Source organism: Streptomyces sp. NPDC005774 (assembly GCF_042871645.1).
Lineage (GTDB): Bacteria > Actinomycetota > Actinomycetes > Streptomycetales > Streptomycetaceae > Streptomyces > Streptomyces pratens.
The window spans coordinates 197,916-222,252 of sequence record NZ_JBIAIV010000005.1 but is presented as its reverse complement, the minus strand read 5'-3'; the positions used below and the strand labels follow the sequence as shown (position 1 = coordinate 222,252).

Annotated in this window: 21 protein-coding genes and 1 pseudogene; 13 read left to right on the top strand and 9 right to left on the bottom strand. The window is 71.0% G+C overall.

Annotated elements, in window-relative coordinates:
* Positions 1-9: 9 nt before the first annotated feature.
* Positions 10-1,506 carry a glutamate synthase subunit beta gene (locus tag ACFYQA_RS07570; RefSeq protein ID WP_388912900.1) on the bottom strand — a complete coding sequence of 499 codons (1,497 nt, stop codon included), beginning with the start codon at positions 1,504-1,506 and terminating at the stop codon, positions 10-12.
* Positions 1,507-1,729: 223 nt separating this feature from the next.
* On the bottom strand, positions 1,730-2,209 hold the full coding sequence (locus ACFYQA_RS07565) for a DUF1772 domain-containing protein (protein ID WP_388912897.1): 480 nt from the start codon (positions 2,207-2,209) through the stop codon (positions 1,730-1,732).
* A gap of 145 nt (positions 2,210-2,354) precedes the next feature.
* Between ACFYQA_RS07565 and ACFYQA_RS07560 the strand changes: the two genes are divergently transcribed.
* The 3 genes and pseudogenes from ACFYQA_RS07560 to ACFYQA_RS07550 all read left to right on the top strand — a co-directional run.
* Positions 2,355-2,987: a uridine kinase gene (locus ACFYQA_RS07560; protein ID WP_388912895.1), complete on the top strand. Its 633-nt coding sequence runs from the start codon at positions 2,355-2,357 to the stop codon at positions 2,985-2,987.
* Positions 2,988-3,331: 344 nt separating this feature from the next.
* On the top strand, positions 3,332-3,760 hold the full coding sequence (locus ACFYQA_RS07555; protein WP_386398582.1) for a CBS domain-containing protein: 429 nt from the start codon (positions 3,332-3,334) through the stop codon (positions 3,758-3,760).
* Positions 3,761-3,866: 106 nt separating this feature from the next.
* Positions 3,867-4,670, top strand: a pseudogene (locus ACFYQA_RS07550) (SAM-dependent methyltransferase); the annotation flags it as partial.
* Positions 4,671-4,731: 61 nt separating this feature from the next.
* On the opposite strand, the gene ACFYQA_RS07545 reads toward ACFYQA_RS07550, so the two are convergent.
* Both ACFYQA_RS07545 and ACFYQA_RS07540 read right to left on the bottom strand, forming a co-directional pair.
* Complete coding sequence (locus tag ACFYQA_RS07545) at positions 4,732-5,622, bottom strand: carbohydrate kinase family protein (protein ID WP_388913032.1); 891 nt, start codon at positions 5,620-5,622, stop codon at positions 4,732-4,734.
* A gap of 129 nt (positions 5,623-5,751) precedes the next feature.
* Positions 5,752-6,660 carry a pseudouridine-5'-phosphate glycosidase gene (locus ACFYQA_RS07540; protein WP_388912893.1) on the bottom strand — a complete coding sequence of 303 codons (909 nt, stop codon included), beginning with the start codon at positions 6,658-6,660 and terminating at the stop codon, positions 5,752-5,754.
* Between the two features lie 100 nt (positions 6,661-6,760).
* Here ACFYQA_RS07540 and ACFYQA_RS07535 point away from each other — a divergent pair, with 100 nt between their 5' ends.
* A complete protein-coding gene (locus ACFYQA_RS07535; RefSeq protein ID WP_388912891.1) occupies positions 6,761-7,189 on the top strand; it encodes a VOC family protein in 429 nt (142 codons plus the stop codon).
* Between the two features lie 7 nt (positions 7,190-7,196).
* Here ACFYQA_RS07535 and ACFYQA_RS07530 read toward each other — a convergent pair whose 3' ends face one another.
* Both ACFYQA_RS07530 and ACFYQA_RS07525 read right to left on the bottom strand, forming a co-directional pair.
* Complete coding sequence (locus ACFYQA_RS07530) at positions 7,197-7,751, bottom strand: methylated-DNA--[protein]-cysteine S-methyltransferase (protein WP_388912889.1); 555 nt, start codon at positions 7,749-7,751, stop codon at positions 7,197-7,199.
* A gap of 99 nt (positions 7,752-7,850) precedes the next feature.
* The gene (locus tag ACFYQA_RS07525) at positions 7,851-8,723 is read right to left on the bottom strand and encodes a glycerophosphodiester phosphodiesterase (RefSeq protein WP_388912887.1); all 873 of its coding nucleotides are present in this window, start codon (positions 8,721-8,723) and stop codon (positions 7,851-7,853) included.
* 390 nt (positions 8,724-9,113) lie between these two features.
* Between ACFYQA_RS07525 and ACFYQA_RS07520 the strand changes: the two genes are divergently transcribed.
* From ACFYQA_RS07520 to aroQ, 8 genes are all read left to right on the top strand, one after another.
* Positions 9,114-9,980 carry an MHYT domain-containing protein gene (locus tag ACFYQA_RS07520; RefSeq protein WP_388912885.1) on the top strand — a complete coding sequence of 289 codons (867 nt, stop codon included), beginning with the start codon at positions 9,114-9,116 and terminating at the stop codon, positions 9,978-9,980.
* A 40-nt stretch (positions 9,981-10,020) separates the two neighbouring features.
* On the top strand, positions 10,021-12,159 hold the full coding sequence (gene uvrB, locus ACFYQA_RS07515) for an excinuclease ABC subunit UvrB (protein WP_388912882.1): 2,139 nt from the start codon (positions 10,021-10,023) through the stop codon (positions 12,157-12,159).
* A gap of 160 nt (positions 12,160-12,319) precedes the next feature.
* Positions 12,320-12,898: a TerD family protein gene (locus ACFYQA_RS07510; protein WP_257849634.1), complete on the top strand. Its 579-nt coding sequence runs from the start codon at positions 12,320-12,322 to the stop codon at positions 12,896-12,898.
* Between the two features lie 216 nt (positions 12,899-13,114).
* Entirely contained in the window at positions 13,115-15,121 is a 2,007-nt protein-coding gene (locus ACFYQA_RS07505) for a TerD family protein (protein WP_388912878.1), read from the top strand.
* Positions 15,122-15,450: 329 nt separating this feature from the next.
* Complete coding sequence (locus ACFYQA_RS07500; RefSeq protein ID WP_388912875.1) at positions 15,451-16,455, top strand: TerC family protein; 1,005 nt, start codon at positions 15,451-15,453, stop codon at positions 16,453-16,455.
* A gap of 173 nt (positions 16,456-16,628) precedes the next feature.
* Positions 16,629-16,823 (top strand): hypothetical protein, encoded by a 195-nt coding sequence (locus ACFYQA_RS07495; RefSeq protein ID WP_388912872.1) that lies wholly within the window; start codon positions 16,629-16,631, stop codon positions 16,821-16,823.
* Positions 16,820-17,932, top strand: a complete 1,113-nt coding sequence (locus ACFYQA_RS07490; RefSeq protein WP_388912869.1) for a calcium:proton antiporter — start codon at positions 16,820-16,822, stop codon at positions 17,930-17,932. Before ACFYQA_RS07495 ends, ACFYQA_RS07490 begins: the two co-directional genes overlap by 4 nt.
* Positions 17,933-18,149: 217 nt before the next feature.
* Positions 18,150-18,623 carry a type II 3-dehydroquinate dehydratase gene (gene aroQ, locus ACFYQA_RS07485; RefSeq protein WP_388912866.1) on the top strand — a complete coding sequence of 158 codons (474 nt, stop codon included), beginning with the start codon at positions 18,150-18,152 and terminating at the stop codon, positions 18,621-18,623.
* Positions 18,624-18,699: 76 nt separating this feature from the next.
* Here the strand turns inward: aroQ and ACFYQA_RS07480 are convergent, their stop codons facing one another.
* Both ACFYQA_RS07480 and ACFYQA_RS07475 read right to left on the bottom strand, forming a co-directional pair.
* Entirely contained in the window at positions 18,700-19,356 is a 657-nt protein-coding gene (locus ACFYQA_RS07480; RefSeq protein ID WP_388912863.1) for an MBL fold metallo-hydrolase, read from the bottom strand.
* A 10-nt stretch (positions 19,357-19,366) separates the two neighbouring features.
* Positions 19,367-20,056: a maleylpyruvate isomerase family mycothiol-dependent enzyme gene (locus tag ACFYQA_RS07475; protein WP_388912861.1), complete on the bottom strand. Its 690-nt coding sequence runs from the start codon at positions 20,054-20,056 to the stop codon at positions 19,367-19,369.
* Positions 20,057-20,278: 222 nt separating this feature from the next.
* On the opposite strand from ACFYQA_RS07475, the gene uvrA reads away from it, so the two are divergent.
* Entirely contained in the window at positions 20,279-23,254 is a 2,976-nt protein-coding gene (gene uvrA, locus ACFYQA_RS07470; protein ID WP_388912858.1) for an excinuclease ABC subunit UvrA, read from the top strand.
* A gap of 154 nt (positions 23,255-23,408) precedes the next feature.
* Here uvrA and ACFYQA_RS07465 read toward each other — a convergent pair whose 3' ends face one another.
* On the bottom strand, positions 23,409-24,335 hold the full coding sequence (locus ACFYQA_RS07465; RefSeq protein ID WP_388912855.1) for a carbohydrate kinase: 927 nt from the start codon (positions 24,333-24,335) through the stop codon (positions 23,409-23,411).
* Positions 24,336-24,337 lie beyond the last annotated feature (2 nt).

Genomic DNA, 24,337 nt, shown 5'->3' with positions numbered 1-24,337 from the left:
CGGTGCGCGTCACGCCGTCATCGGACGGTCGTACGGGCCGATGGGGGCCGGGAGCCGGGTGGTGCCGTCGGTCAGATGACGGTCGACGGCCGCCGCCACCGCCCGGCCCTCGGCGATCGCCCACACGATCAGCGACTGCCCGCGGGCGGCGTCACCGGCCGCGAACACACCCGGCACGTTCGTGGCGAAGCCGGCGTCGCGCGCGATCGTGCCGCGCGGCTCCAGTTCCAGGCCGAGCCCGGCGACGAGCCCGTCCCTCCGGTCGGGCCCGGAGAAGCCGAGCGCGAGGAGGACGAGACCGGCGGGCAGGACACGCTCGGTGCCCGGCCGGGCGCGGCGCTCCACGTCCACCCCGACCAGGTGCAACGCCCGGACCCGCCCGTCCGTGTCGCCGGTGAGACGCAGAGCGGACGCCGCGAACAGTCGTGCGTCGGAGTCCTCGGCCGCCTCCGGTGCCGTCCGCAACACGCCGGCCTCCTCGTGCGCGGGGGACAGCCGGTACAGCTTCGGGTACGTCGGCCAGGGCTCGGCGTCCTCGTCGCGCTCGTCGCCCGGCCGGTCGTAGATGTCCAGCTGCGTCACCGACGCGGCCCCCTCCCGCACGGCCGTGCCCAGGCAGTCGGCGCCCGTGTCACCGCCCCCGACGATGATGACATCGCGGCCCGCGGCGGACAGCGGGGACGTCTCCAGGTCCCCCTCGCACACCCGGTTGGCCAGCGGAAGATACTCCATGGCTTGGTGAACACCGGTCAGTTCCCGTCCGGGAACGTCCAGTTCCCGCCACGCGGTCGCGCCCGTAGAAATCACCACGGCGTCGTAACGCGCCCGCAGTTCGGCAGCGTCGACATCGCGCCCGACCGTCGTGGACGTACGGAACTTCGTCCCCTCGGCCCGCATCTGCTCGATGCGCCGCTCCAGATGACGCTTCTCCATCTTGAACGCGGGGATGCCGTACCGCATCAGCCCGCCGATCCGGTCGTCCCGCTCGTACACGGCGACCGTGTGCCCCGCCCGGGTCAGCTGCTGGGCCGCGGCCAGTCCGGTGGGACCCGAGCCGATCACGGCAACCGTCCGGCCGGAGAGCCGGTCCGGCGGGGCCGGCCCGGCGAAGCCCTCCTCCCAGGCCCGGTCGGCTATGGCGCACTCGACGTTCTTGATGGTCACGGCGGGCTGGTTGATGGCGAGCACGCATCCCGCCTCGCAGGGCGCCGGACACAGTCTGCCGGTGAACTCGGGGAAGTTGTTGGTCGCGTGCAGCCGCTCCGCCGCGGCCCGCCAGTCGTCGCGCGCGACCAACTCGTTCCACTCGGGGATCAGATTGCCCAGCGGACAGGCCTCGTGGCAGAAGGGGACACCGCAGTCCATGCAGCGGTCGGCCTGCGGACCGACGAGGGGCAGCAGCGCGCCGGGGACGTAGACCTCGTCCCAGTCCCGGACCCGTTCCCCGATGGGCCTGCGCGGCCAGTCCTGGCGCGGCGTGGTCAGGAACCCCTTGGGATCGGCCATGGCCGTCTTCCTTGCGTTCTTCCTTGCGTGCGCGAGGGACAGGCCATTCGTGTTCGGACGGCACTCCTCGGGGGCCGGGAGCCTTCACCCCCGGCGTCTCTTGATCTCTCCGGACCTGGCGCTCTCCGGACTCCGGTGTTCTCCGGCCACGATACGACTGCTCGCGCCCGCCCGCAGGCCCGTCGGCGGTGCCTTCCATGCCGTCCGTGCTTTCCGCGCGTCGTCAGGTGAGGGCCAGTGCGTACGCCACCGCGGCACCCGCCGAGGCGACCGTGCGCACGTGGTTCCACCGCGTCCACTCGCGCACGTACGCGGTGCAGTACGCGGCGGCCTCAGCGGTGCCCGGATCGAGCCCGGCCAGCGCGTCGTTGCGCGGCACGTTCGCGACCACGGTGACCCCGAACCCGCCGAACAGGTACAGCGTGCTGCCGGCCAGCAGCCACGCCGCGCCCTCGTCCGGCCCTGCCACCAAGGTCGTCACGGCGATCGCCGCGCACAGCAGCGCCGAGCCGAGGAACACCAGCATGAAGGGCGCCCGCACCGCGGCCACGTTGACCGACTGCATCGCCGCCACGCCCCGCGCGGGCGGCAACGCCGCGAGCCCTCTCATCACGAACGTCGAGAAGGCGCAGAAGACTCCCGCCACCAGACCGGTTCCGAGTACGCCCAGCACCGTCAGCACGAAGTACGGTCCATCCATCACGTTGTCGGCTCCCGCCCGTCCCCGGCCGGACATCCTCCCGCCGGTCACTGTCACCACCAGTGAAGCCGGACCCGGACCCGGCGCCCATGGCCGAGCGTCGCGGGGCCCTGCGCGGTAGTCCAGCCGGCCCGCGCATCATGGCAGTGTGCGATTCGAAGCGATCACCTGGGACCGGCTCGGCGACCTCCTCGCCGAGCGTGTGGCGACGCTGAAGACGTCCGACGACGGCCCCTGGCCGCGCGTCGCCTTCGACGGCGCCCCGGCCGCCCGCCCCGAAGATCTCGCCGAACGGGTCGCCGAGGCCCTGCGCGTCCGCGGGTGCCCCTCCCTCGTCGTGGGCGCGGAGGGCTTCCTGCGCCCCGCCTCGGTCCGGCTGGAGTACGGCCACCAGGACGTGGAGTCGTACTACGACGGCTGGTACGACACCGGCGCCCTCCGGCGCGAGGTGTTCGGCCCCCTCGAACCGGGCGGGAACGGACGGGTCCTGCCCGACCTGTGGGACCCCGTCACCGACCGGGCCACCCGCAGCCCCTACGTCCCGCTCCCACCCGGCGGGGTACTGCTGCTGCACGGCCCGCTCCTCCTGCGGCACTGGTTCCCCTTCGATCTGAGCGTCCACGTCTCGCTCTCCCCGGGCGCCCTGCGCCGCCGCACCCCCGAGTCCGGGCACTGGACCCTGCCCGCCTTCGAGCGCTACGCGCGGGAGACCGGCCCGGCCGGCACCGCCGACGTCCTGGTACGCGCCGACGACCCCCGCCACCCGGCGTGGCACGGCTGAGAGCCCCGAACAAAATGGGAGCCCGATCAGCTCGTGGCGTCATGGGGGTCCCCCCTGCTCGAGCGGAGCCGAGAGCTTGGGGGAGCGTGCGATCGCAAGGCGCCGGAAGGTCCTCGATGGGGGGAGGAGTCACTAGGGCCTTCCGGCAACGCGGCCGGGGGTCCCCCCTGCTCGCAGAGCTTGGGGGAGTGCGTGCCAGGCGCCGCGAGCCGGGCGCCCATTTCGTTCGGGGCTCTGAGACCGGGCGAAGGTGCGGGGCCCCGATCGCACGGCGACAATGAAGGACGCCGGTACTCGCGGTGCGACCCGCGCCGCGCCGGCCGTCCGGCACCGGGAGGTACCTCATGACCACCGCCGGAGACATCATGCACCGCGGCGCCCAGTGGATCCCCGCCCACGAGACGCTCGACCGCGCCGCCCAGCTGATGCGCGAGCTGAACGTCGGCGCGCTGCCCATCAGCGACGAGAACGAGCGCCTCTGCGGCATCCTCACAGACCGCGACATCGTCGTCGGCTGTGTCGCCATGGGCCACGATCCGACCAGGGTCACCGCAGGGGAGATGGCCAAGGGCACACCGCGCTGGATCGAGGCGGACGCCGACGTCGGCGAGGTCCTCCGGGAGATGCAGACCCACCGCATCCGCCGGCTCCCCGTCGTCGACGACAAGCGCCTGGTCGGCATGATCAGCGAGGCCGATCTCGCCCAGCACCTGACGGACGACCAGCTCGCCACCTGGGCCGAGAGCGTCTACGCCAGGGTCCCGTCCGGCTGAACACGGACCGTGCCGCGCCCCGGCTGGTTCCCGGCTGTGGAGGAACGGGCAACGGGCCGGAGCGTCAACCACGCCGGACAAGCCGGGCAACTGGGATGATCGCGGCGTGACGCGAAGCGACGGGTACCTGCTCGAACATCAGTAGACCGAGGCGCACCAGCAGAACGGGGCGGCGGGACACCTCGACGCCCTCGCCGACCTGTTCGACCCCACCACGTTCCGGAATCTCGAAGCGGTCGGCGTCGGCGCCGGCTGGCGCTGCTGGGAGATCGGCGCCGGCTCCGTGGTGTCCTGGCTGGCCAAGAAGGTCGGACCGACCGGCAAGGTGCTGGTCACGGGTGCCGACACCACCCGGCTCGCCCCGGCCGCCCGTCCGCCGGTGGAGGCGCGCATCCACGACATCGGCGCGGAGGAGCCGCCGACGGGCGGTTTCGACCTGGTGCACGCACGGCTCCCGCTTCTCGGCGTGGCGGACCGCGAACGTGCGGTGCGGTCCATGGTCAGCGCCCTGCGCTGCCGCGGGCGCCTCCTGGTCGAGGACACCGACCCCGCTCTGCAGCCCCTGGCCTGCCCGGACGAGTACGGCCCCCCCGAGCAGCGGCTTGCGAACCGGCTGCGGCAGAGCCTGCGCAAGCTCCTCGACGACCGCGGGGCCGACCTCGCCCGCGGCCGCGCACTCCCACGTCTGCTGCGGGAGACCGGCCTGAGCGAGGTACGGGCCGACGCCTACTTCCCGATCGCCGCCCCCGCCTGCGCGGCCCTGGAGTCCGCCACCGTCCGCCTGGCCCGGGACCGGCTCGTCACCGCGGGCGTCACCACCGCCCAGGACATCGACCGCCACCTCGCCGACGTCGCCGCCGGCATCCTGGACCTGGCAACGGCCCCGATGATCTCGGCCCGGGGACGCAAGCTCTGGAACCTCTCCGGCGGGCGGAGAACGGGGGCGGGGCGGCGGAGGTCGGCCGAGGCCGTCAGGCCGGTGGTGGCGGGCGGCCTCCCACCTGGCGCACCGCCAGCGCACCCGCCCTGCATCCCGCCGCCGCCGCATGTTCCGGATCGGCGCCCGCCATGAGGGTGGTGAGGAACGCACCCGTGAAGGCGTCGCCGGCGCCCGTGCTGTCCCGGGGTGTCGTCGCCACGGCGGGAACGCGGGCGCACACCTGGCCGGACCGGGCCAGCAGCGCGCCCCCGGCCCCCTGCTTGGCCACGACCAGCGGGACCCGCCGGCTCAGCCGCGCCGCCGCGTCGGCCGCCTCCGGCAACCCCGTGAGCAGGCACGCCTCGTCACGACTGGGCAGCAGGATGTCGACGCCCTCGACGAGGGACAGGAAGCGGCCGGCACCCAGCTGCGTGAGGAAACCGGCCGACGCCGGATCCAGGCTCACCGGCACCCCCCGCACGCGTGCCGCCTTCAGCGCCACCGCCACGAACGCCCGGCCCGGTTCGCTGAACAGCAGATACCCCGACAGATGCAGCCGGGCCACCCCGTCCAGCAATACGTCCGACCAGTCACCGGGTTCGAGCCGCAGTGAGGCCCCACTGTCGGTGAGGAAGGTCCGCTCGGCCGCCGCGTCCTCGTCGACCAGGCAGATCACGGTCCCGGTCGGCGCCTGCGGATCGACCACCAGCAGGGGACGTACTCCGCAGGCGGTCAGCTCCCGTGCGTGCCACGCCGCCGCGTCCTCGCCCACTCGTCCGAGCAGCCGCACCTCCGCGTCGCCCCAGCACGCCGCCCAGCAGGCCACATTGGCCCCCGCGCCACCGGGCACCGTCCGGATCGCCGCCGCGGTGTCCGTACCCGGGGCGAGCGACCCCCGGTGCCGGGCGACCACATCGGTGATGACGTCACCGACGACCAGCAGCGCCCCGGGCCGCGCCCCGGACCGGGCTCCGGCCCCCGCGCCGGAGTGAGCGCCGGTCGCCCCCGCCGCATGGCCCGCCCCGGCAGCGCTGCCGCCTCCGTCACCCGGGATCGACGCCGTCACGCCACCTCACGCCCCGGTCCAGGCCGTCGCGATGCGGGCCGCCAGCCGTACGTTGCCCCGGACCGCCGCCAGATTGGCGGCGAGGGAGGCGCCGTCGGTGTGCCGCACCAGGTGGCCGAGCAGGAACGGAGTGACCGCCTGACCGGTGACGCCTTCCTCCTCGCACGCCCGCAGCGCCTCGTCGAGCACCCGGGCGTGCAGCCCGGGATCCAACTGCTCCTTCACGGGAACGGGGTTGGCCACGATCAGCGCCGACCCGGGCCCGCCGAGGGCGTCCTGCGCCCGCATCACCTCCGCCACCTGCTCCGGCGTGTCCAGCCGCCAGTCCACGGGGTGCCCCGAGTCCGACAGATAGAAGCCGGGGAAGCGGTCCGTGCCGTACCCGGCGACCGCGACCCCCAGGGTCTCCAGCCGCTGCAGCGTCGCCGGTACGTCCAGGATCGACTTCACGCCCGCGCACACCACGGTGATCCTGGTCCGCGCCAGCAGCCCGAGATCGGCGGACTCGTCCTGGGTCACCGTCCACTCGCGGTGCACCCCGCCGAGTCCGCCGGTCGCGAACACCCGTACGCCCGCGAGCGCGGCCAGCAGGGCGGTGGCCGACACCGTGGTGGCACCGCTCGCCCCGGACGCCACCGCGAGCGGCAGGTCGCGATGACCGAGCTTGCGGACGCCGTCCTCATGGGCCACCCGCTCCAGCTGCTCCCTGTCCAGGCCGACCCGGGGCCGCCCGTCCAGCACGGCGACCGTGGCGGGGACGGCGCCCTCCTGCCGTACCGCCGCCTCCAGCTCCGTCGCCACCCGGAGATTTCGCGGCCGGGGCAGCCCGTGCGCGATGATCGTGGACTCCAGAGCCACCACCGGCCGACGGGCGGCGAGCGCCTCCCGCACCTCTTCGGACACCGTCAGGATCACGAGCCGTCTCCCGTCTGTCGCTCCTCCCTCATCCCTGGCGGGCCGGGCGGCCGGTCAAACCCCTTGCGAGCCACCGCGGGTCTCACGGAGCCTGGGGCACATGACGGAGAACACAGCACGTCTCGACCACGTCGTCCTCTGGGTGCGCGATCCGGTCGCGGCCGCCGGCTTCTACGAGAAGGCGGTCGGCCTGGAACCGGTCAGACTCACCGACTTCTCCGTGGGCGAGGCGCCCTTCCCCTCGGTACGGGTCAACGAGGAGACCATCCTCGACCTCATGCCGTTCGCCATGGCGGAACGCATGACGATGCTGCCCGGCGCCGCCGAAGCCTCCGGCCACCCCGTCAATCACGTCTGTCTGTCGCTGTCCGCCGACGACTTCGACGCTCTCCGCAGCCGTCTCGAGGAACAGTCCGTACCCATGACGGACCTCTCGCACGATTCCTTCGGCGCCCGCGGCCTCGCCAGGCGCAGCTTCTACTTCCGGGACCCCGACGGGAATGTGTTCGAGGCACGGCACTACGACTGACCACCTGTCAGAACAAGGGCTCCGGCAGCACACCCTCCAGGGCGAGCAGCCGGCGCTTGGTCTCCAGCCCGCCCCCGAACCCACCGATGCCGCCGTCCCTCTCCACGACCCGGTGACAGGGCACGACCACCGGCAGGGGGTTCGCTCCCATCGCCGTGCCGACGGCCTGGGCGCCTTCCGGCCGGCCGACCCGGCCGGCCAGATCGCCGTACCCCACGACCGTGCCGTACGGCACGCCGGAGGCCAGCTCGCTCAGGACCTCCCGGTGGAAGCCGGAGATCAGCGACCAGTCCAGAGGCAGGTCGAAATCGCGCCGCTCGCCCGCGAAGTACGCCTCGACCTGGCGTATCGCCTCGGTGAGCAGAGGGGAGCCGGGCTCCCCGACGGGCTCGGTGCCGAGCCGGGACGCCAGTCGTTCCAGCGCGCTGTCGCGCACCTCGTCCGTGGCGTGGAACACGATGTTGACCAGACCCTCACGGGTCGCGGCCAGCAGCAGCGGGCCGATGCCCGTCTCGACGACCGCCCACACGACCCGCCGCTCGTACCGCCCATGGCTGTCCATGCGCCCCACCGTACGGCCCGCCACCGACAACGCCGGACGCGAAGAGCGAGGGGCCGGAGGCGATCGGGCGCAAGGGGGGCACGAAGGGGCGGGGAGAGATCAGCCGCCCACCGCGTCCCGCACCACGTCGGGCTTGTTGCTGATGATCCCGTCGACCCCGAATCCGGCGGCCCGCCGGGCCGCGGCCGCGTCGTCCACCGTCCAGGTGAGGACCTCCAGAGGTGTGCTGTGCGGTCCCCGGAAGCCCTGGACGGCGGTGACGTAACCGGCGGACAAGGAGGTGTGCGAGGGGTTGATCTGGTCGGCGAAGTCCGCGTACACGGGCAGGTCCTTCACGGGAGGCGCACCGATGAAGCCGGTCTTCACCCCGGGCTTCAGCTCGTGAACCGTCCGCACGCTGTCTGCGCTGAAGCTCTGCACGACCAGCCGGTTGCTCAGATGCGCGCGGTCGAGCCACCCCTCATTGCTCAGGACCTTCAGGGTCTCGCCCTCGATGCCGGGGTACAGCTGAGGGTTCTTGATCTCCAGGAGCAGTTTCTGGCCGTGCTGCTCGAGCCGTCGGACGAACTGCTCCAGCGTCGGCACGCGCGTGTCCGCGAACGCGGGACCGAACCAGCTGCCCGCGTCCAGCCGGGCGATCTCCGCGGCGGTGAAGTCCTTCACCTTCCAGGGCGACCGGCCGGGGAAGATCTCCTCGACGTCCGTGGTCCGCGCCAGGCTGTCGTCGTGCAGGACGACGAGTTCACCGTCGCGGGTGCGCTGGACGTCGTTCTCCACCCAGTCGACGCCGAGCTCCGCCGCCTTGTCGGCGGCCGGGAGAGTGTTCTCGGGTGCGTACCCGGAGGCGCCCCGGTGGGCGACGACCAGGGGGAGTGTGTCACTGCCGGTGGCACGCGCGGGGGAGAGGGTGAGAAGGAGAGCGGCGGTTCCCAGGAGTGAGGTGATCGAGGCGGCAACGGTGCGTGCGTGCATGCGTACTCCTCGCGTCGAGCGGGCCGGGCCGTCGAGCGGGTCGGGCCATCGGCGGGAAGGCGGATCCTCGCCGGACGGCCGGATCCTCACCGGTCGGTCGGTGCCGGATGGTCGGATTATCACCCGGTCGGAATGTCACGGACAGCTCAACTCTGACATCAGAGAGTTGACGAAGGGCGGGCGCAGGATGACCACAAATTGAACAGGCCCGTCCCAACTGCGCACACTGGTGCCGCACAAGTGGGGCAAGGATGTGTTTCTTTTCCGGATGGCCGTTCGGCCATTCCGGTGAGGTCATACTCTCTGCGTCAACCCTGACCGCCAACGCGGTTCTGGGAGGGGGTTCACAACCGAAATTCCGGGACGCAAAGAGTGGAAGGACAGCCGCGCATGCAGAGCACGGTCGACGGATTCAGTTACGGTCTGGTCACACCGGTGGTGGCCTTCCTCATGGCCTGCCTCGGCGGCGCCCTGGGGCTGAGATGTGCCACCCGGCCGCTCGTCGTGGCCGGGTCGTGGCGCCCCGGCTGGCTCGCCCTGGGCTCGGCGGCCATCGGATCCGGCATATGGACGATGCACTTCATAGCGATGATGGGCTTCACGATCGAGAGCACGCCGATCCACTACGACCGCCTGATGACGTTCGCCAGTCTGGCCGTCGCCGTCGTCATGGTGGGGATCGGGATCTTCATCGTCGGCTACCGGGGTGCCACCGGAACGGCCCTGTTCACCGGCGGCACCATCACCGGCCTCGGTATCGCCTCCATGCACTACCTGGGCATGGCCAGCATGAGCCTCGACGGACAGCTGGAGTACAACACCTTCACCGTCGCCGCGTCCGTCGCCATCGCGATGGCCGCCGCGACCGCCGCCCTGTGGGCGGCCGCGCAGGCCAAGGGTTTCCTGTGGAGCGTGGGCGCGAGCGTCGTCATGGGTCTCGCGGTCACCGGCATGCACTACACCGGCATGGCCGCCCTGGAGGTCCACGTCCACGGGACGGCCGCCCCCTCCACGGGAGAATCCGCGGCCACGCTGCTCGCCCCCATGATGCTCGGCCCGCTCGCCCTCCTGGTCCTGGCCGGCATCGTGGTGATCTTCGACCCGTTGATGATCACGGGCCGGCCCGGCCCGGCACCCGTCGAGCACAAACCCGGCATTCCCGCCCACCCCCGGCGCCACTCCTCCCCGACGCGCCCGACACGCCTGCGCGCCCGCGGCCCCGTCGAGCACCGCGCCCGCACCCCGCAGAAACGCTGACCGGGACCCGTTGTCAGTAGGGGGTCGTACGGTGGGTGGCATGCGGCCCGTTTCCCAGATCGAACGCACGGTGGCGCCCTTCGAGGTCGTCAGCTCCTACCAGCCCAGCGGCGACCAGCCGACGGCCATCGCCGACCTCGCCCGGCGCATCGAAGCCGGCGAGAGGAACGTCGTCCTCCTGGGCGCGACCGGCACCGGCAAGTCCGCCACCACCGCGTGGATGATCGAGAAGCTCCAGCGGCCCACCCTGGTCATGGCGCCGAACAAGACTCTGGCCGCCCAGCTGGCCAACGAGTTCCGTGAACTGCTCCCGAACAACGCGGTCGAATACTTCGTCTCGTACTACGACTACTACCAGCCCGAGGCGTACGTCCCGCAGTCGGACACCTACATCGAGAAGGACTCCTCGGTCAACGAGGAGGTCGAGCGGCTGCGCCACTCCGCCACCAACTCCCTGCTCACCCGCCGCGACGTCATCGTGGTCGCCTCCGTCTCCTGCATCTACGGCCTCGGCACCCCGCAGGAGTACGTGGACCGCATGGTGCCGCTCCGCGTCGGCGAGGAATTCGACCGGGACGAGTTGCTGCGCCGTTTCGTGGACATCCAGTACACGCGCAACGACCTGGCCTTCACCCGGGGTACCTTCCGCGTCCGCGGCGACACCATCGAGATCTTCCCGGTCTACGAGGAGCTCGCCGTCCGCATCGAGATGTTCGGCGACGAGATCGAGGCGCTCTCCACGCTCCACCCGGTCACCGGCGAGATCATCAGCGACGACCAGCAGCTGTACGTCTTCCCGGCCTCCCACTACGTCGCCGGCCCCGAACGCATGGAGCGGGCCGTGGGCGACATCGAGAGGGAACTCACCGGGCGCCTCGCCGAGCTGGAGAAGCAGGGCAAGCTCCTGGAGGCCCAGCGTTTGCGGATGCGCACCACCTACGACCTCGAGATGCTCCGCCAGATCGGCAGCTGCTCCGGCGTCGAGAACTACTCGATGCACTTCGACGGCCGCCTGCCCGGCTCCCCGCCGAACACCCTGATGGATTACTTCCCGGAGGACTTCCTCCTGGTCATCGACGAGTCGCACGTCACCGTGCCGCAGATCGGCGCCATGTACGAGGGCGACGCCTCCCGCAAGCGCACCCTCGTCGACCACGGCTTCCGGCTCCCCTCCGCCCTGGACAACCGCCCGCTGAAGTGGGAGGAGTTCCAAAAGCGCATCGGCCAGGCCGTGTACCTGTCGGCCACCCCCGGCCAGTACGAGCTCTCCCGCTCGGACGGCGTCGTCGAGCAGATCATCCGCCCCACCGGCCTGGTCGACCCCGAGGTCGTCGTCAAGCCCACCGAGGGCCAGATCGACGACCTGGTGCACGAGATCCGCTCGCGCGTCGAGAAGGACGAGCGCGTTTTGGTGACCACGCTCACCAAGAAGATGGCCGAGGACCTCACCGACTACTTCCTCGAACTCGGCATCCAGGTGCGCTACCTCCACAGCGACGTCGACACCCTGCGCCGCGTCGAGCTGCTCCGGGAGCTGCGCAGCGGCGAGTACGACGTCCTCGTCGGCATCAACCTGCTGCGTGAGGGACTCGACCTGCCCGAGGTGTCCCTGGTCGCGATCCTCGACGCCGACAAGGAGGGCTTCCTGCGCTCCGGCACCTCCCTGATCCAGACCATCGGCCGTGCCGCGCGCAACGTCTCCGGCCAGGTCCACATGTACGCGGACAAGATCACCCCGGCGATGGAGAAGGCCATCGACGAGACCAACCGCCGCCGGGAGAAGCAGGTCGCCTACAACCGGGCGAAGGGCATCGACCCCCAGCCGCTCCGCAAGAAGATCAACGACATCGTCTCGCAGATCGCCCGCGAGGACATCGACACCGAGCAGTTGCTGGGCTCCGGCTACCGCCAGGCCAAGAAGGACGGCGGCGGGACCAAGGCCCCCGTGCCCGCACTCGGCACCAAGGCGGCCAAGGGCGCGAAGGGCAGGGCCAAGGGTGCCGAGCCGGTACCCACCGACCGGCCCGCGGCGGAGCTCGCCGAGCAGATCGAGGAGCTCACCGCGCGGATGCGGGCCGCCGCCGCGGACCTCCAGTTCGAGATCGCGGCCCGGCTGCGCGACGAGGTCTCCGAGATGAAGAAGGAGTTGCGGCAGATGCGGGAGGTGGGTCTGTCCTGACGGCGTCGTGTTCCGGCCCGGCGCCCGTCCGGCACGGGCTGTGTTGCAAGACCGACACAAAGTGCGAACCGGGGTGCGGCACCGTCGGTGCTCCTGCGTAGGGTTCTGGTCATCCGCGGTTTCGCGGCAACAGGGGAAAGTCCGAGAGGGGAATCAGCGCGTGACCGTCAACATGACCAAGGGTCAGGCCATCAGTCTGCAGAAGAACGACGGCGGCAGCCTGACCGCGGTCCGTATGGGTCTCGGCTGGCAGGCGGCCCCCCGCCGCGGCCTGTTCGGCTCGCGTACCCGGGAGATCGACCTGGACGCCTCCGCCGTCCTGTTCGCGGACAAGCAGCCGGTCGACGTCGTCTTCTTCCGCCACCTGGTGAGTGACGACGGCTCCGTGCGACACACCGGCGACAACCTCGTCGGCGGCGTCGGCCAGGGCGGCGACGACGAGGCCATCCTCGTCGACCTGTCCCGTGTCCCGGTCCACATCGACCAGATCGTCTTCACCGTGAACTCCTTCACGGGCCAGACCTTCCAGGAGGTGCAGAACGCGTTCTGCCGTCTCGTCGACGAGACCAACGGGGAGGAACTCGCCCGCTACACGCTGGCCGGCGGCGGCTCCTACACGGCCCAGCTCATGGCGAAGGTCCACCGCTCGGGCACGGGCTGGACGATGACGGCCCTCGGCAACCCGGCCAACGGCCGCACCTTCCAGGACCTCATGCCGGCGATCCTGCCGGTGCTCTGAGCGTCCGCAGCCCCGCAGCACCCGTAGCGCCGGCCGGCCCCGTCGGGGCCGGTGAGCGGCGCCCGGAGCGTCACCTGTGACGCGGTGAGCGGCAGGTCGCCGGCGGCACGTCACACACGGCAGAACACGAGCGACACGCGAAGCACGCGACACAGCGACACGCGAAGCACGCGACACAGCGACACGCGAAGCACGCGACACAGGGGGACGAGGGCGATGACGGCTGAGCTGGTGCGGGGACAGAACCACCCCCTCTCCCAGTCCCGTCTCGAGATCCGGATCTCAGCCGGCACGCCGGTCGTGACCGTGGCCGCGCTCGGCGACGAGGACGGCAGGATCCACGGGGCGGAGTGGGTGGCCCACCCGGGCGCGCCCACCCGGCCCGGCCTGGAGGTGTCGCGGCAGGCCGCGTCCGACCACCGGCTCGCGGTGGACCTGGACGCCCTGGCCGACGCGGTCCACCGCGTCGGCGTGCTGCTCGCCCTGCCCGCCGTCGCCGGCCAGGGCCCCACCCGCTTCGGCGCCGTCGCCGCGCCCTTCGTCGCGGTCACCGGGCTGGACGGCACCGAAGTGGCCAGCTACACCATCACCGGCCTGGAAGCCGAAACAGCCGTCATCGCCCTCGAGCTCTACCGGCGCCAGGGAGCCTGGAAGGTGCGCGCGGTCGGCCAGGGGTACGCCGGCGGCCTGGCCGAACTCTTCACCGACCAGGCACTGCCCCAGGCGCAGCAGCTCGCGGGCCACATCGAGGAAGCGGTCACCAGGGGCCTCGCCCGCTCCGTGCAGGTGCCACCGCCCCGCCCCTCCGAGAGCGACCGCTCACACCAGGCGACCGCCCCGGCCCGCCACCCCGACCAGAGCGCCGACACCGCGCCCCAGGGCGCCCCCGGCCCCGTGCCGCCCGCGTACGGCGGCCGGCCGGCCGGATCGCCGGGCCAGGGCGGACCGCAGCCGGCGTATCCCGGCGGAGCCGAGGATCCGTCCGCGGCGACGGCCGGCGGTCCGATCGACTACAGCCACCCCCGCCGGCGGAACGCGGCCCCGCCACCGCCCCCGCCGACCGCGCCCCCGGCCCCGCCGGGACAGCCCGCGCAGCCCGTCGCGGGCGACGCGACCGGCTGGTCCATGGAGGAGCGGCTCTACAACCAGGTCTGGGGCATGTTCGAGGACCTGGCCCGCACCGCCGCCGCCTACCGCAGCGCCGTCGACTTCGCCGAGTCCCGCATGGACAAGGAGCTGGAGCAGGTCCTGTCCGACCCGCGCAGCCGGGTCGGCGGCCAGGCCGACGCCGCGCGCGAGGCGGCCAGGGCCCGGCAGGCCCAGCTCGTCGACCGGGCGAGGGAGGCCCTCGACCGTGACCTCACCCAGCTCGTCGCCGAGGCCGAGGTCGTCGAACCCGCCCTGCCCCCGGCGTACGCCCGCTGGGACAACCCCGTCTGGCACGCCTACCGGGTGCCGATGGAGATTCCCATGGCGCTGCGCCTGGGCGACCTCCGGCTGCCCGAGGCCGACCGGATCCGCATCCCCATGCTGCTCCGGCTGCCGCTGGAGCGCGGCCTGTGGATCGACAGCGGCCGTACCGACACCCTGGACGAGTCGTTCACCGATACCCATGACATGCGGCGTCTCGCCATGGAGACGGCGGTGACCCATGCGGCACGCCTGCTCGCCGTCTACCCGGCGGGCGAGTTCACCGTGCACGTCGTCGACCCGGCTGGATCGGGCGCGCAGTCGTTGATACCGCTGACGCGGAGCGGTGTACTGGCGGCCCCGCCCGCCCGGGGCGCGGCGGGCGTCGCGGACGTCCTGGGCCGGCTCACGCAGCGGGTCGACCTGGTGCAGATGGCGTTGCGCGGCGGAGCCGCCGACGCGCTGCCGTCCGGCTTCGACACTTCCCAGCAGCTACTGATCGTCAACGACTTCCCGCACGGTTTCGACGACCGTGCCGTGAACCAGTTGCGTTACCTCGCCGACGAGGGCCCGTCCGTCGGCGTCCACCTGATGATGGTCGCCGACCGTGAGGAGTCCGCCGGGTACGGTCCGCTGCTCGACCCTCTGTGGCGCTCCCTGCTGCGGCTGACGCCGGTGGCCGACAGTCATCTGGCCGATCCGTGGGTCGGCCACGCCTGGACGTACGAGCCCCCGCTCGTGCCCCCGGGGAGCCAGGTCCTCCAGCAGGTGCTCACCCGGGTCGCCGAGGCCCGCCGGACATGGCGCCCCTGACCGCGAACCCGTGACCGTGCGTCCGTAAACGCCGCGGTGGCGTCCCATCTCCTGGACCATGCCCGCGTAAGACCGCCTTCCACCTGGCGCTTTGGGATTTCTTTTACCTCGCTCTTTACCAATCCTTGGTGATGGGGGTAAAGTTTTGCACACGGAGGGGAGTACTCCCCGTCTGTGCGGCGACCTCGTCAATACGGATCAGGCCTGATCCCGGGGCGTCGGCCCATAGGTCTGTTCCGGCGCTCACAAGTGCTGAAGACCTGGGTGGAAGAGACCTCCGGCAGCGACGACGCTGACATTTTCCGTGAGACGTATCTGCCGGAGGCGCAGTGGATGTTTCCTCGACCCTTTGGGTCCTTACTGTCCTGGGGCTTGTCGCCCTCATCTCGATCGACTTCTTCATCGGCCGCAAGCCGCACGATGTTTCCATCAAGGAAGCCGGGATCTGGACCATCGTCTGGATCGCCCTCGCCGTGATTTTCGGGCTCGGCCTGCTGGTCTTCGGCGGGGGGCAACCCGCGGGAGAGTTCTTCGCCGGCTATATCACCGAGAAGTCACTGAGCGTAGACAACCTGTTCGTCTTCGTCCTGATCATGGCGAAGTTCGCGGTGCCGTCGCAGTACCAGCAGCGGGTGCTCCTCGTCGGTGTGCTCATTGCCCTGGTGCTGCGGACGATCTTCATCGTCGCGGGCGCCGCGATCATCGCCAGCTTCTCGTGGGTCTTCTACATCTTCGGTGCCTTCCTGATCTACACGGCCTGGAAGCTCATCCAGGAGGCCCGTGCCGACGAGGAGGACGAGGAGTTCGAGGAGAACAAGCTCCTCAAGGCCGCCGAGCGCAGGTTCGGCGTGGCCGACCGGTACCACGGCACCAAGCTGTGGATCGAGCAGAACGGCAAGCGGGTCATGACCCCGATGCTGGTCGTGATGCTCGCCATCGGCACCACGGACGTGCTCTTCGCGCTCGACTCGATCCCCGCGATCTTCGGTCTGACGCAGGATCCGTACATCGTGTTCACCGCTAACGCGTTCGCCCTCATGGGTCTGCGGCAGCTGTACTTCCTCATCGGCGGTCTGCTGCGGAAGCTGGTCCACCTGTCCTACGGACTGTCGATCATTCTCGGCTTCATCGGTGTGAAGCTGGTGCTGCACGCGCTGCACGAGTCCGGGGTCCATGTTCCGGAGATCAGCATCCCGGTGTCGCTGGGCGTCATCTGTGGCGTCCTGATCGTCACGACGATCACCAGCCTCAGGGCCTCCAAGAAGCAGGCCCTGAAGGACCAGGCCGAGGCTGGCCGGGACGAGGGCACCGCCAAGGACAGCATCGACGCCTGACCCGTCCGTCCGGAAAGGGACAGGCAACCCCCGGGAGCGGGCGCGACGCGGAGTCGCGTACCGCTCCCTGCATCTGTCCGTCTCGTGCCGGACCACCACAACCGGTAAAAGGGCGGCCGGTCATGCTCGTCGCCGTCCGTCAAGGGCCGTCCCTCCGGTCAGTAGAGGAGATCATGCGCGACAACGACAACCTCGGAACGACAAGGCACACGCAAGGGATCGGAGCCGCCGGACAGCGGCGGGACCGCTCGCACGAACTGATATCCGGTGATGGTGTGGATGTGAAAATGATCAGCACGACGAGCGAGTCCACAGAGCGTCGAGTGACCGAAGGCCAGGGTTCCTTCACGTCTGAGAGCCGCGCATGATCGGTTGGTTCAGAACGATCGGCGAGCGGTGGACGAACCTGGTGCCCGTGCTCGCGGTGGTCCTCCTGGCCCTGACCTGGGGAAGCGAACTGTCCGGCGCGGTCATCGCCGTGGCGGTCGTGGTGCTGGCGGCCGCCGTGCTGGCCGCGGTGCACCATGCGGAGGTGGTGGCCCACCGGGTCGGTGAACCCTTCGGCTCACTGGTCCTCGCGGTCGCCGTCACGATCATCGAGGTCGCGCTGATCGTCACCCTGATGATCGACGGCGGGTCCGATACCGCCTCCCTGGCCAGGGACACCGTTTTCGCGGCCGTGATGATCACCTGTAACGGCATCCTCGGCCTGAGTCTCCTGGTCGGCTCGCTGCGGCACGGCACGGCCACCTTCAATCCGGAAGGCGCCGGCGCGGCGCTCGCCACGGTGGCCACACTGGCGGGCCTCACCCTGGTGCTGCCGACGTTCACCACCAGCAAGCCGGGCCCGGAATTCTCCGGGGTGCAGCTCACCTTCGCCGCGGTCACCTCGCTGATCCTCTACGGCTTGTTCGTCGCGACACAGACCGTCCGGCACCGTGACTACTTCCTGCCCGTGGTCAAGCCCGGCAAGCCCAAGCCGGTCGTGGACCCGGAGGACGACCACGCGGACGCGCCCTCCACCCGCACCGCCATGATCAGCCTCGGGCTGCTCGGCCTGGCCCTGGTCGGAGTGGTCGGCCTGGCCAAAGGCGTCTCGCCCGCCATCGAGTCCGGTGTCAAGTCGGCCGGGCTGCCCCACGCCGTCGTCGGTGTGATCATCGCGCTGCTGGTCCTGCTTCCCGAGACCATCGCCGCAGTGCGCGCGGCGCATCGCAACCGGGTGCAGACCAGTGTGAATCTCGCGCTCGGCTCGGCGATGGCCAGCATCGGCCTGACCATCCCCGCGGTCGCGATAGCCTCCCTCTGGCTCTCCGGCCCACTCGTCCTGGGTCTCGGCAACACCCATCTGGTGCTGCTCACCCTGACGGTGGTGGTCGGCGCCCTGACCGTTCGCCCCGGCCGGGCCACACCACTCCAGGGCGGGGTGCACCTGGTGATCCTCGCGGCCTATCTCGAACTGGCGATCAACCCGTAGTACCGACTTCGGAAACCGCCTCCGGGCGGGGACGTGTCCGGCGCAGACCCATGCTCCGGCACACCCCCACCCGGAGGCGGTTCCGTTGGCTCACCGGGCCCGGGTGGCTCACGGGGTCCGGGACAATCGCCTGCGGGACCGTGATAGACCGGTCCGAGCGGCGTCCCGGTGACGGCCGCCGCAACCCCCGACCTTTTCCGAACGGACCGGAGGAACTGTGCACCGCAGCCTGGCCGATGCCCCGATCATGATTCTCAACGGCCCCAATCTGAACCTGCTCGGGCAGCGTCAGCCGGAGATCTACGGCTCCGAGACGCTCACCGACGTGGAGGCACTGTGCGCCGGGGCGGCAGGCGCCCACGGAGGCACGGTGGACCTGCGGCAGTCCAATCACGAGGGCGAGCTGGTGGACTGGATCCACGAGGCGAGGCTGAACCACTGCGGCATCGTGATCAACCCCGGTGCCTACTCGCACACCTCCGTCGCTATCCTGGACGCCCTCAACACCTGCGACGGCCTGCCCGTGGTGGAGGTCCACATCTCCAACATCCACCGGCGGGAGTCCTTCCGGCACCACTCCTACGTCTCGCTGCGGGCCGACGGGGTCATCGCGGGATGCGGGGTGCAGGGGTACGTGTTCGCGGTGGAGCGGATCGCGGCGCTGGCCGGCGCCGGACGGGCACGGGCGTAAGCCCCGCCTCCTGAAATCCACCCCGGAGGACAGGGCTCACCCGGGCCGGTACCGGTGCCGTGCAGCCGGCCGCCGCTCACCAGCCCCGCGCGCGCCACTCGGGCAGCTGCGGGCGCTCGGCGCCCAGCGTGGTGTCGTTGCCGTGCCCGGGGTAGACCCAGGTCTCGTCGGGGAGCACGTCGAAGATCTTCGTCTCGACGTCATGGATCAGGGCGGCGAACGCCTCCGGGTCCTTGTGGGTGTTGCCCACACCGCCCGGGAACAGGCAGTCCCCGGTGAACACATGGGGATGCCCGTGCGGATCGTCGTAGACGAGGGCGATCGAGCCGGGCGTGTGGCCGACGAGATGGCGCGCGGTGAGTTCCACCCGCCCCACCCGGATCGTGTCGCCGTCGTCGACCAGGACGTCCGTCGGCACCGGAATGCCCTCGGCGTCCTCCCGGCCCGCGTGGGTGCGGGCCCCGGTGGCCGCCACCACCCGGGCAAGCGCCTGCCAGTGGTCGCCGTGCCGGTGCGTGGTGACGACGGACGCGATGCCGTCGTCACCGATCGTGCCCAGCAGGGTGTCCGCGTCGTTGGCCGCGTCGATCAGCAGCTGCTCGTCGGTGGCCCGGCAGCGCAGGAGATAGGCGTTGTTGTTCATGGGCCCGACGGCGGCCTTGGTGATCATCAGGTCCTTGAGTTCGTGCACATCGGCCGGTCCGCCGACCGTCACACGCCCGCTGTACGTCATGGCGGCCAGCCTATAGCGGGGGAAGGGCGGGCAGGGCGCCGGACGTCACCGTCAGCCCCGAGCCGTCACGGCGCCCGGCGAGCCAGCCGAGCAGCTCGGCGGCCGGACCCTCGACCGCGACCGGGTCGCCCGGCGCCCCACCGCCCGTGGTCCAGGTCCGGCCGTCGGCGGTGCTCAGCCGCGTCGTGGGCACATCCCGGTGGCCGCTGAACCGCGCCTTCAGGAAGCGGATCTCCCGCTCGGTGAAATCCGCCGGCAGATCCTCCAGATCGTAACCGATGCCGAGGTCCACGTGGTGCAGCTCCACCTCGACCCAGCGCCGGAAGGGCAGCCGCTCCGCCCGGTCGGTGACCCCGTTGCGCAGCTCCACCGTGCGCGACCAGTCTGCCGGGACCGTGCCCATCTCCTGGAAACGGGCCGCGCTCTCCCGTACGTCGGCGAGCTGGACGTCGAGGGGGCGCGGGGCGTCCCGCTCGATGTCGGCCTCCCGAGCGGCGGCGGAGACGTACATCGGGCGCCCCTCCAGGACGTTCACCAAGGCGTCCGCGTTGCGCGCGAGGTGAGCCAGTACATGTCCACGGGTCCAGCCCGGAAGCCGTGACGCCTGCGTCACAGCGGCGTTGTCCAGTGCGGCGACAGCGCGGAGCAGCCGTTCGGTCGCGCCGTGTACGGACGCCAGGTCATGGGCGTGATCAATCATGGTGCCGACCCTAGCCCCGTCACACCTTCGGGTGAAGGTGGTGAAGGAAGGCCGTAAATCGAATACACGTGCTATAAACTCGGGCGCGGCGTCGGGCATGCTGGAGAGCCGGGGATTGTTGTCAACCCGTGAATCCGACCGGCGTTGTCAGTGGCTCGCCCTAGTGTGAGAAGACACGGGGGCCTTGCCCCTGTCACCCCTCTCAGAAAGGTGCGGACCCGCGTGGCCGACCGTCTCATCGTCCGTGGAGCGCGCGAGCACAACCTCAAGAATGTCTCGCTCGACCTCCCGCGCGACTCGCTCATCGTCTTCACGGGCCTGTCGGGGTCGGGCAAGTCCTCGCTGGCCTTCGACACGATCTTCGCCGAGGGACAGCGGCGCTACGTGGAGTCGCTCTCCTCGTACGCCCGGCAGTTCCTCGGCCAGATGGACAAACCGGACGTCGACTTCATCGAAGGACTGTCCCCGGCCGTCTCCATCGACCAGAAGTCGACCTCGCGCAACCCGCGCTCCACCGTCGGCACCATCACCGAGGTCTACGACTACCTGCGGCTGCTCTTCGCGCGCATCGGCAAGCCGCACTGCCCCCAGTGCTCCCGGCCCATCTCGCGTCAGTCGCCGCAGGCCATCGTCGACCGGGTGCTGGAGCTGCCGGAGGGCAGTCGCTTCCAGGTGCTGTCACCGCTGGTACAGGAGCGCAAGGGCGAGTTCGTCGAGCTCTTCGCCGACCTCCAGAGCAAGGGCTACTCCCGTGCGCGGGTGGACGGCGAGACCATCCAGCTCGCGACCCCGCCCACACTGAAGAAGCAGGAGAAGCACACCATCGAGGTGGTCGTCGACCGCCTCACGGTGAAGGACAGCGCCAAGCGCCGCCTCACCGACTCCGTCGAGACCGCGCTCGGCCTGTCCGGCGGCATGGTCGTGCTCGACTTCGTCGACCTCCCCGAGGACGACCCCGAGCGCGAGCGCATGTTCTCCGAGCACCTGTACTGCCCGTACGACGACCTGTCCTTCGAGGAGCTGGAGCCCCGCTCCTTCTCCTTCAACTCGCCCTTCGGCGCCTGCCCCGAATGCTCCGGCATCGGCACGCGCATGGAGGTCGACCCGGAGCTGATCGTCCCCGACCCGGACAAGAGCCTCGACGAGGGTGCCATCCACCCCTGGTCGCACGGGCACACCAAGGACTACTTCGCCCGGCTGATCGGAGCCCTCGCCGACGCGCTGGGCTTCCGCACGGACATCCCCTTCGCCGGCCTGCCGCAGCGCGCCAAGAAGGCCCTGCTCCACGGCCACAAGACCCAGGTCGAGGTCCGCTACCGCAACCGGTACGGCCGCGAGCGCCGGTACACGACGGCCTTCGAGGGCGCCCTCCCCTTTGTCAAGCGCAGGCACAGCGAGGCCGAGAGCGATGCCGGTCGCGAGCGCCTGGAGGGCTACATGCGCGAGGTCGCCTGCCCCTCGTGCGAAGGCACCCGCCTCAAGCCGGTCATCCTCGCCGTCACGGTCCTGGGGAAGTCGATCGCCGAGGTCTCGGCCATGTCCATCAGCGAGTGCGCGGACTTCCTGGGCGCGATGAAACTCTCCGCCCGCGACAAGAAGATCGCCGAGCGAGTGCTGAAGGAGGTCAACGAGCGGCTGCGCTTCCTGGTCGACGTCGGCCTCGACTACCTCTCGCTGAACCGCGCGGCGGGCACCCTCTCCGGCGGCGAGGCCCAGCGCATCCGCCTGGCCACCCAGATCGGCTCCGGCCTCGTCGGCGTCCTCTACGTCCTCGACGAACCGTCCATCGGCCTGCACCAGCGCGACAACCACCGGCTGATCGAGACTCTGATCAGGCTCCGCGACATGGGCAACACGCTCATCGTCGTCGAGCACGACGAGGACACCATCAAGGTCGCCGACTGGATCGTCGACATCGGCCCGGGCGCCGGTGAGCACGGCGGCAAGGTCGTGCACAGCGGAGACCTGAAGGAGCTGCTCGAGAACACCGAGTCGCAGACCGGCCAGTACCTGTCCGGCCGGAAGGCCATCCCGCTGCCGGACGTCCGCCGTCCGCTCGACCCGTCGCGCCTCCTCACGGTGCACGGCGCCCGTGAGAACAACCTGCGGGACATCGAGGTGTCCTTCCCCCTCGGCGTGTTCACCGCGGTCACGGGAGTCTCCGGCTCCGGCAAGTCCACGCTGGTCAACGACATCCTGTACACCCACCTGGCCCGCGAACTGAACGGCGCCCGCAGCGTCCCCGGCCGCCACACCCGCGTGGACGGCGACGACCTGGTCGACAAGGTCGTGCACGTCGACCAGTCGCCCATCGGCCGCACCCCGCGCTCCAACCCGGCGACGTACACCGGCGTCTTCGACCACGTCCGCAAGCTGTTCGCCGAGACGGCCGAGGCGAAGGTCCGCGGCTACCTGCCCGGCCGCTTCTCCTTCAACGTCAAGGGCGGCCGCTGCGAGAACTGCGCGGGCGACGGCACCATCAAGATCGAGATGAACTTCCTCCCGGACGTGTACGTCCCGTGCGAGGTCTGCCACGGCGCCCGCTACAACCGGGAGACCCTGGAGGTCCACTACAAGGGCAAGTCCGTCGCCGACGTCCTGAACATGCCGATCGAGGAGGCCATGCACTTCTTCGAGGCCGTCCCGTCGATCTCCCGTCACATGAAGACGCTGTACGACGTCGGCCTGGGGTACGTCCGGCTCGGCCAGGCGGCCACCACCCTCTCGGGCGGCGAGGCCCAGCGGGTGAAACTCGCGAGCGAGCTGCAGCGGCGCTCCACCGGCCGCACGGTCTACGTCCTGGACGAACCGACCACCGGCCTGCACTTCGAGGACATCAGCAAGCTGCTGACCGTCCTGTCCGGCCTGGTCGACAAGGGCAACACGGTCATCGTCATCGAGCACAACCTCGACGTGATCAAGACCGCCGACTGGGTCGTCGACATGGGCCCCGAGGGCGGTTCCGGCGGCGGCCTGCTCGTCGCGGAGGGCACGCCCGAGCAGGTTGCCGGGGTCCCGGCCAGCCACACCGGCAAGTTTTTGCGGGACGTCCTCGGCGCGGACCGGATCAGCGACGCCGCCCCGGTGCGGGCCCCGCGCAAGACGACGGTGAAGAAGGCCCCGGTGAAGAAGACGGCAGCCAGGACCACCGCAGTCAAGGCCGCCGGGAAGGGGACGGTCCGGACGGCCAAGGCCTGACCTGCCCAACCCGGCACGAACGACCCGGCGGACCCGGATCCGTCCGGTCGGACCGTGCGAAGGCGATGGACGAGCCGTGCTCCGCGGGAGAACCCCGCGGAGCACGGGTCGAAGGCTCACGGCACTTACCGTCGCGTGCGGTCTGTCCGGCGGATCACACCTCGAACGGGGCCCAGCCGTCCAGTTCGTGGGCGTACGGCGGCTCCGCGCCCGCGCGTGAGCAGGTGATCGCCGCCGCGCGCGCCGCGAAGCCGAGCAGCTCCCGCCAGCCGTCCGCGCCCAGCGCGGCCGCCCCCTGCCCGCTGAGCGCGCCCCGGGCCGCCAGGCCGTGCAGCAGCGCCGCGTTGACGGTGTCGCCCGCGCCGATCGTGTCCACCACCTCGACCCGCTCACCCGGCACGGAGCACTCGCCGCCCTCCCGGGTGAACACGGTCAGCCCGTCACCGCCCCGGGTGACCACGACCGCCGCCGGACCGGCCGCCAGCCACCGCGAGGGCGTGCCGCCGAGCCACCGGGCGTCCTCCTCGGACAGCTTCAGCAGCGACACCGACGGCAGCCAGTTCAGGAACCGGGCCCGGTAGGCGTCGGGGTCCGGGATCAGCCCCGGCCGGATGTTGGGATCCAACGCGGTGAACACACCGCGCGCGTGGGCGGTGCGCATCAGCTCCTCGTACTCGGTCGCCCCCGGCTCCAGTACGAGGGAGCAGGTGCCGAAGGACACCGCACGGGTGTCGGCCGGCAGCGCGGCCGGCACCGTGAACAGCCGGTCCGCCGTCCCCTCCACGTAGAAGGAGTAGACCGCCGAGCCGTCCGCCGCGACCGTGGCGGCGGCGAGCGTCGTCGGCTCGTCACCGCGCTGCACCGACGACACCACCACGCCGGTCTCCCGCAGCCGGTCCAGCAGCGCCTCGCCGAAGGCGTCGCGGGACACCCGGGAGCAGAAGGCGGTGGGGGAGCCGAGACGGCCCAGCGCCACCGCGGTGTTGTAGGGGCCGCCGCCGAGCGCCGGCGTCAGCGCCGCGAGCGCACCCGCGCCCTGCGGTACCAGGTCGATCAGTGCCTCACCGGCTACGACGATCACGA

Coding starts and splice junctions, on each gene's coding strand:
- ACFYQA_RS07505 (WP_388912878.1), top strand. CDS start 13,115: ATGACGGCTGAGCTGGTGCGGGGACAGAACCACCCCCTCTCCCAGTCC.
- ACFYQA_RS07570 (WP_388912900.1), bottom strand. CDS start 1,506: ATGGCCGATCCCAAGGGGTTCCTGACCACGCCGCGCCAGGACTGGCCG.
- ACFYQA_RS07495 (WP_388912872.1), top strand. CDS start 16,629: ATGCGCGACAACGACAACCTCGGAACGACAAGGCACACGCAAGGGATC.
- ACFYQA_RS07525 (WP_388912887.1), bottom strand. CDS start 8,723: ATGCACGCACGCACCGTTGCCGCCTCGATCACCTCACTCCTGGGAACC.
- uvrB (WP_388912882.1), top strand. CDS start 10,021: ATGCGGCCCGTTTCCCAGATCGAACGCACGGTGGCGCCCTTCGAGGTC.
- ACFYQA_RS07520 (WP_388912885.1), top strand. CDS start 9,114: ATGCAGAGCACGGTCGACGGATTCAGTTACGGTCTGGTCACACCGGTG.
- ACFYQA_RS07480 (WP_388912863.1), bottom strand. CDS start 19,356: ATGACGTACAGCGGGCGTGTGACGGTCGGCGGACCGGCCGATGTGCAC.
- ACFYQA_RS07535 (WP_388912891.1), top strand. CDS start 6,761: ATGACGGAGAACACAGCACGTCTCGACCACGTCGTCCTCTGGGTGCGC.
- ACFYQA_RS07475 (WP_388912861.1), bottom strand. CDS start 20,056: ATGATTGATCACGCCCATGACCTGGCGTCCGTACACGGCGCGACCGAA.
- ACFYQA_RS07555 (WP_386398582.1), top strand. CDS start 3,332: ATGACCACCGCCGGAGACATCATGCACCGCGGCGCCCAGTGGATCCCC.
- ACFYQA_RS07530 (WP_388912889.1), bottom strand. CDS start 7,751: ATGGACAGCCATGGGCGGTACGAGCGGCGGGTCGTGTGGGCGGTCGTC.
- ACFYQA_RS07490 (WP_388912869.1), top strand. CDS start 16,820: ATGATCGGTTGGTTCAGAACGATCGGCGAGCGGTGGACGAACCTGGTG.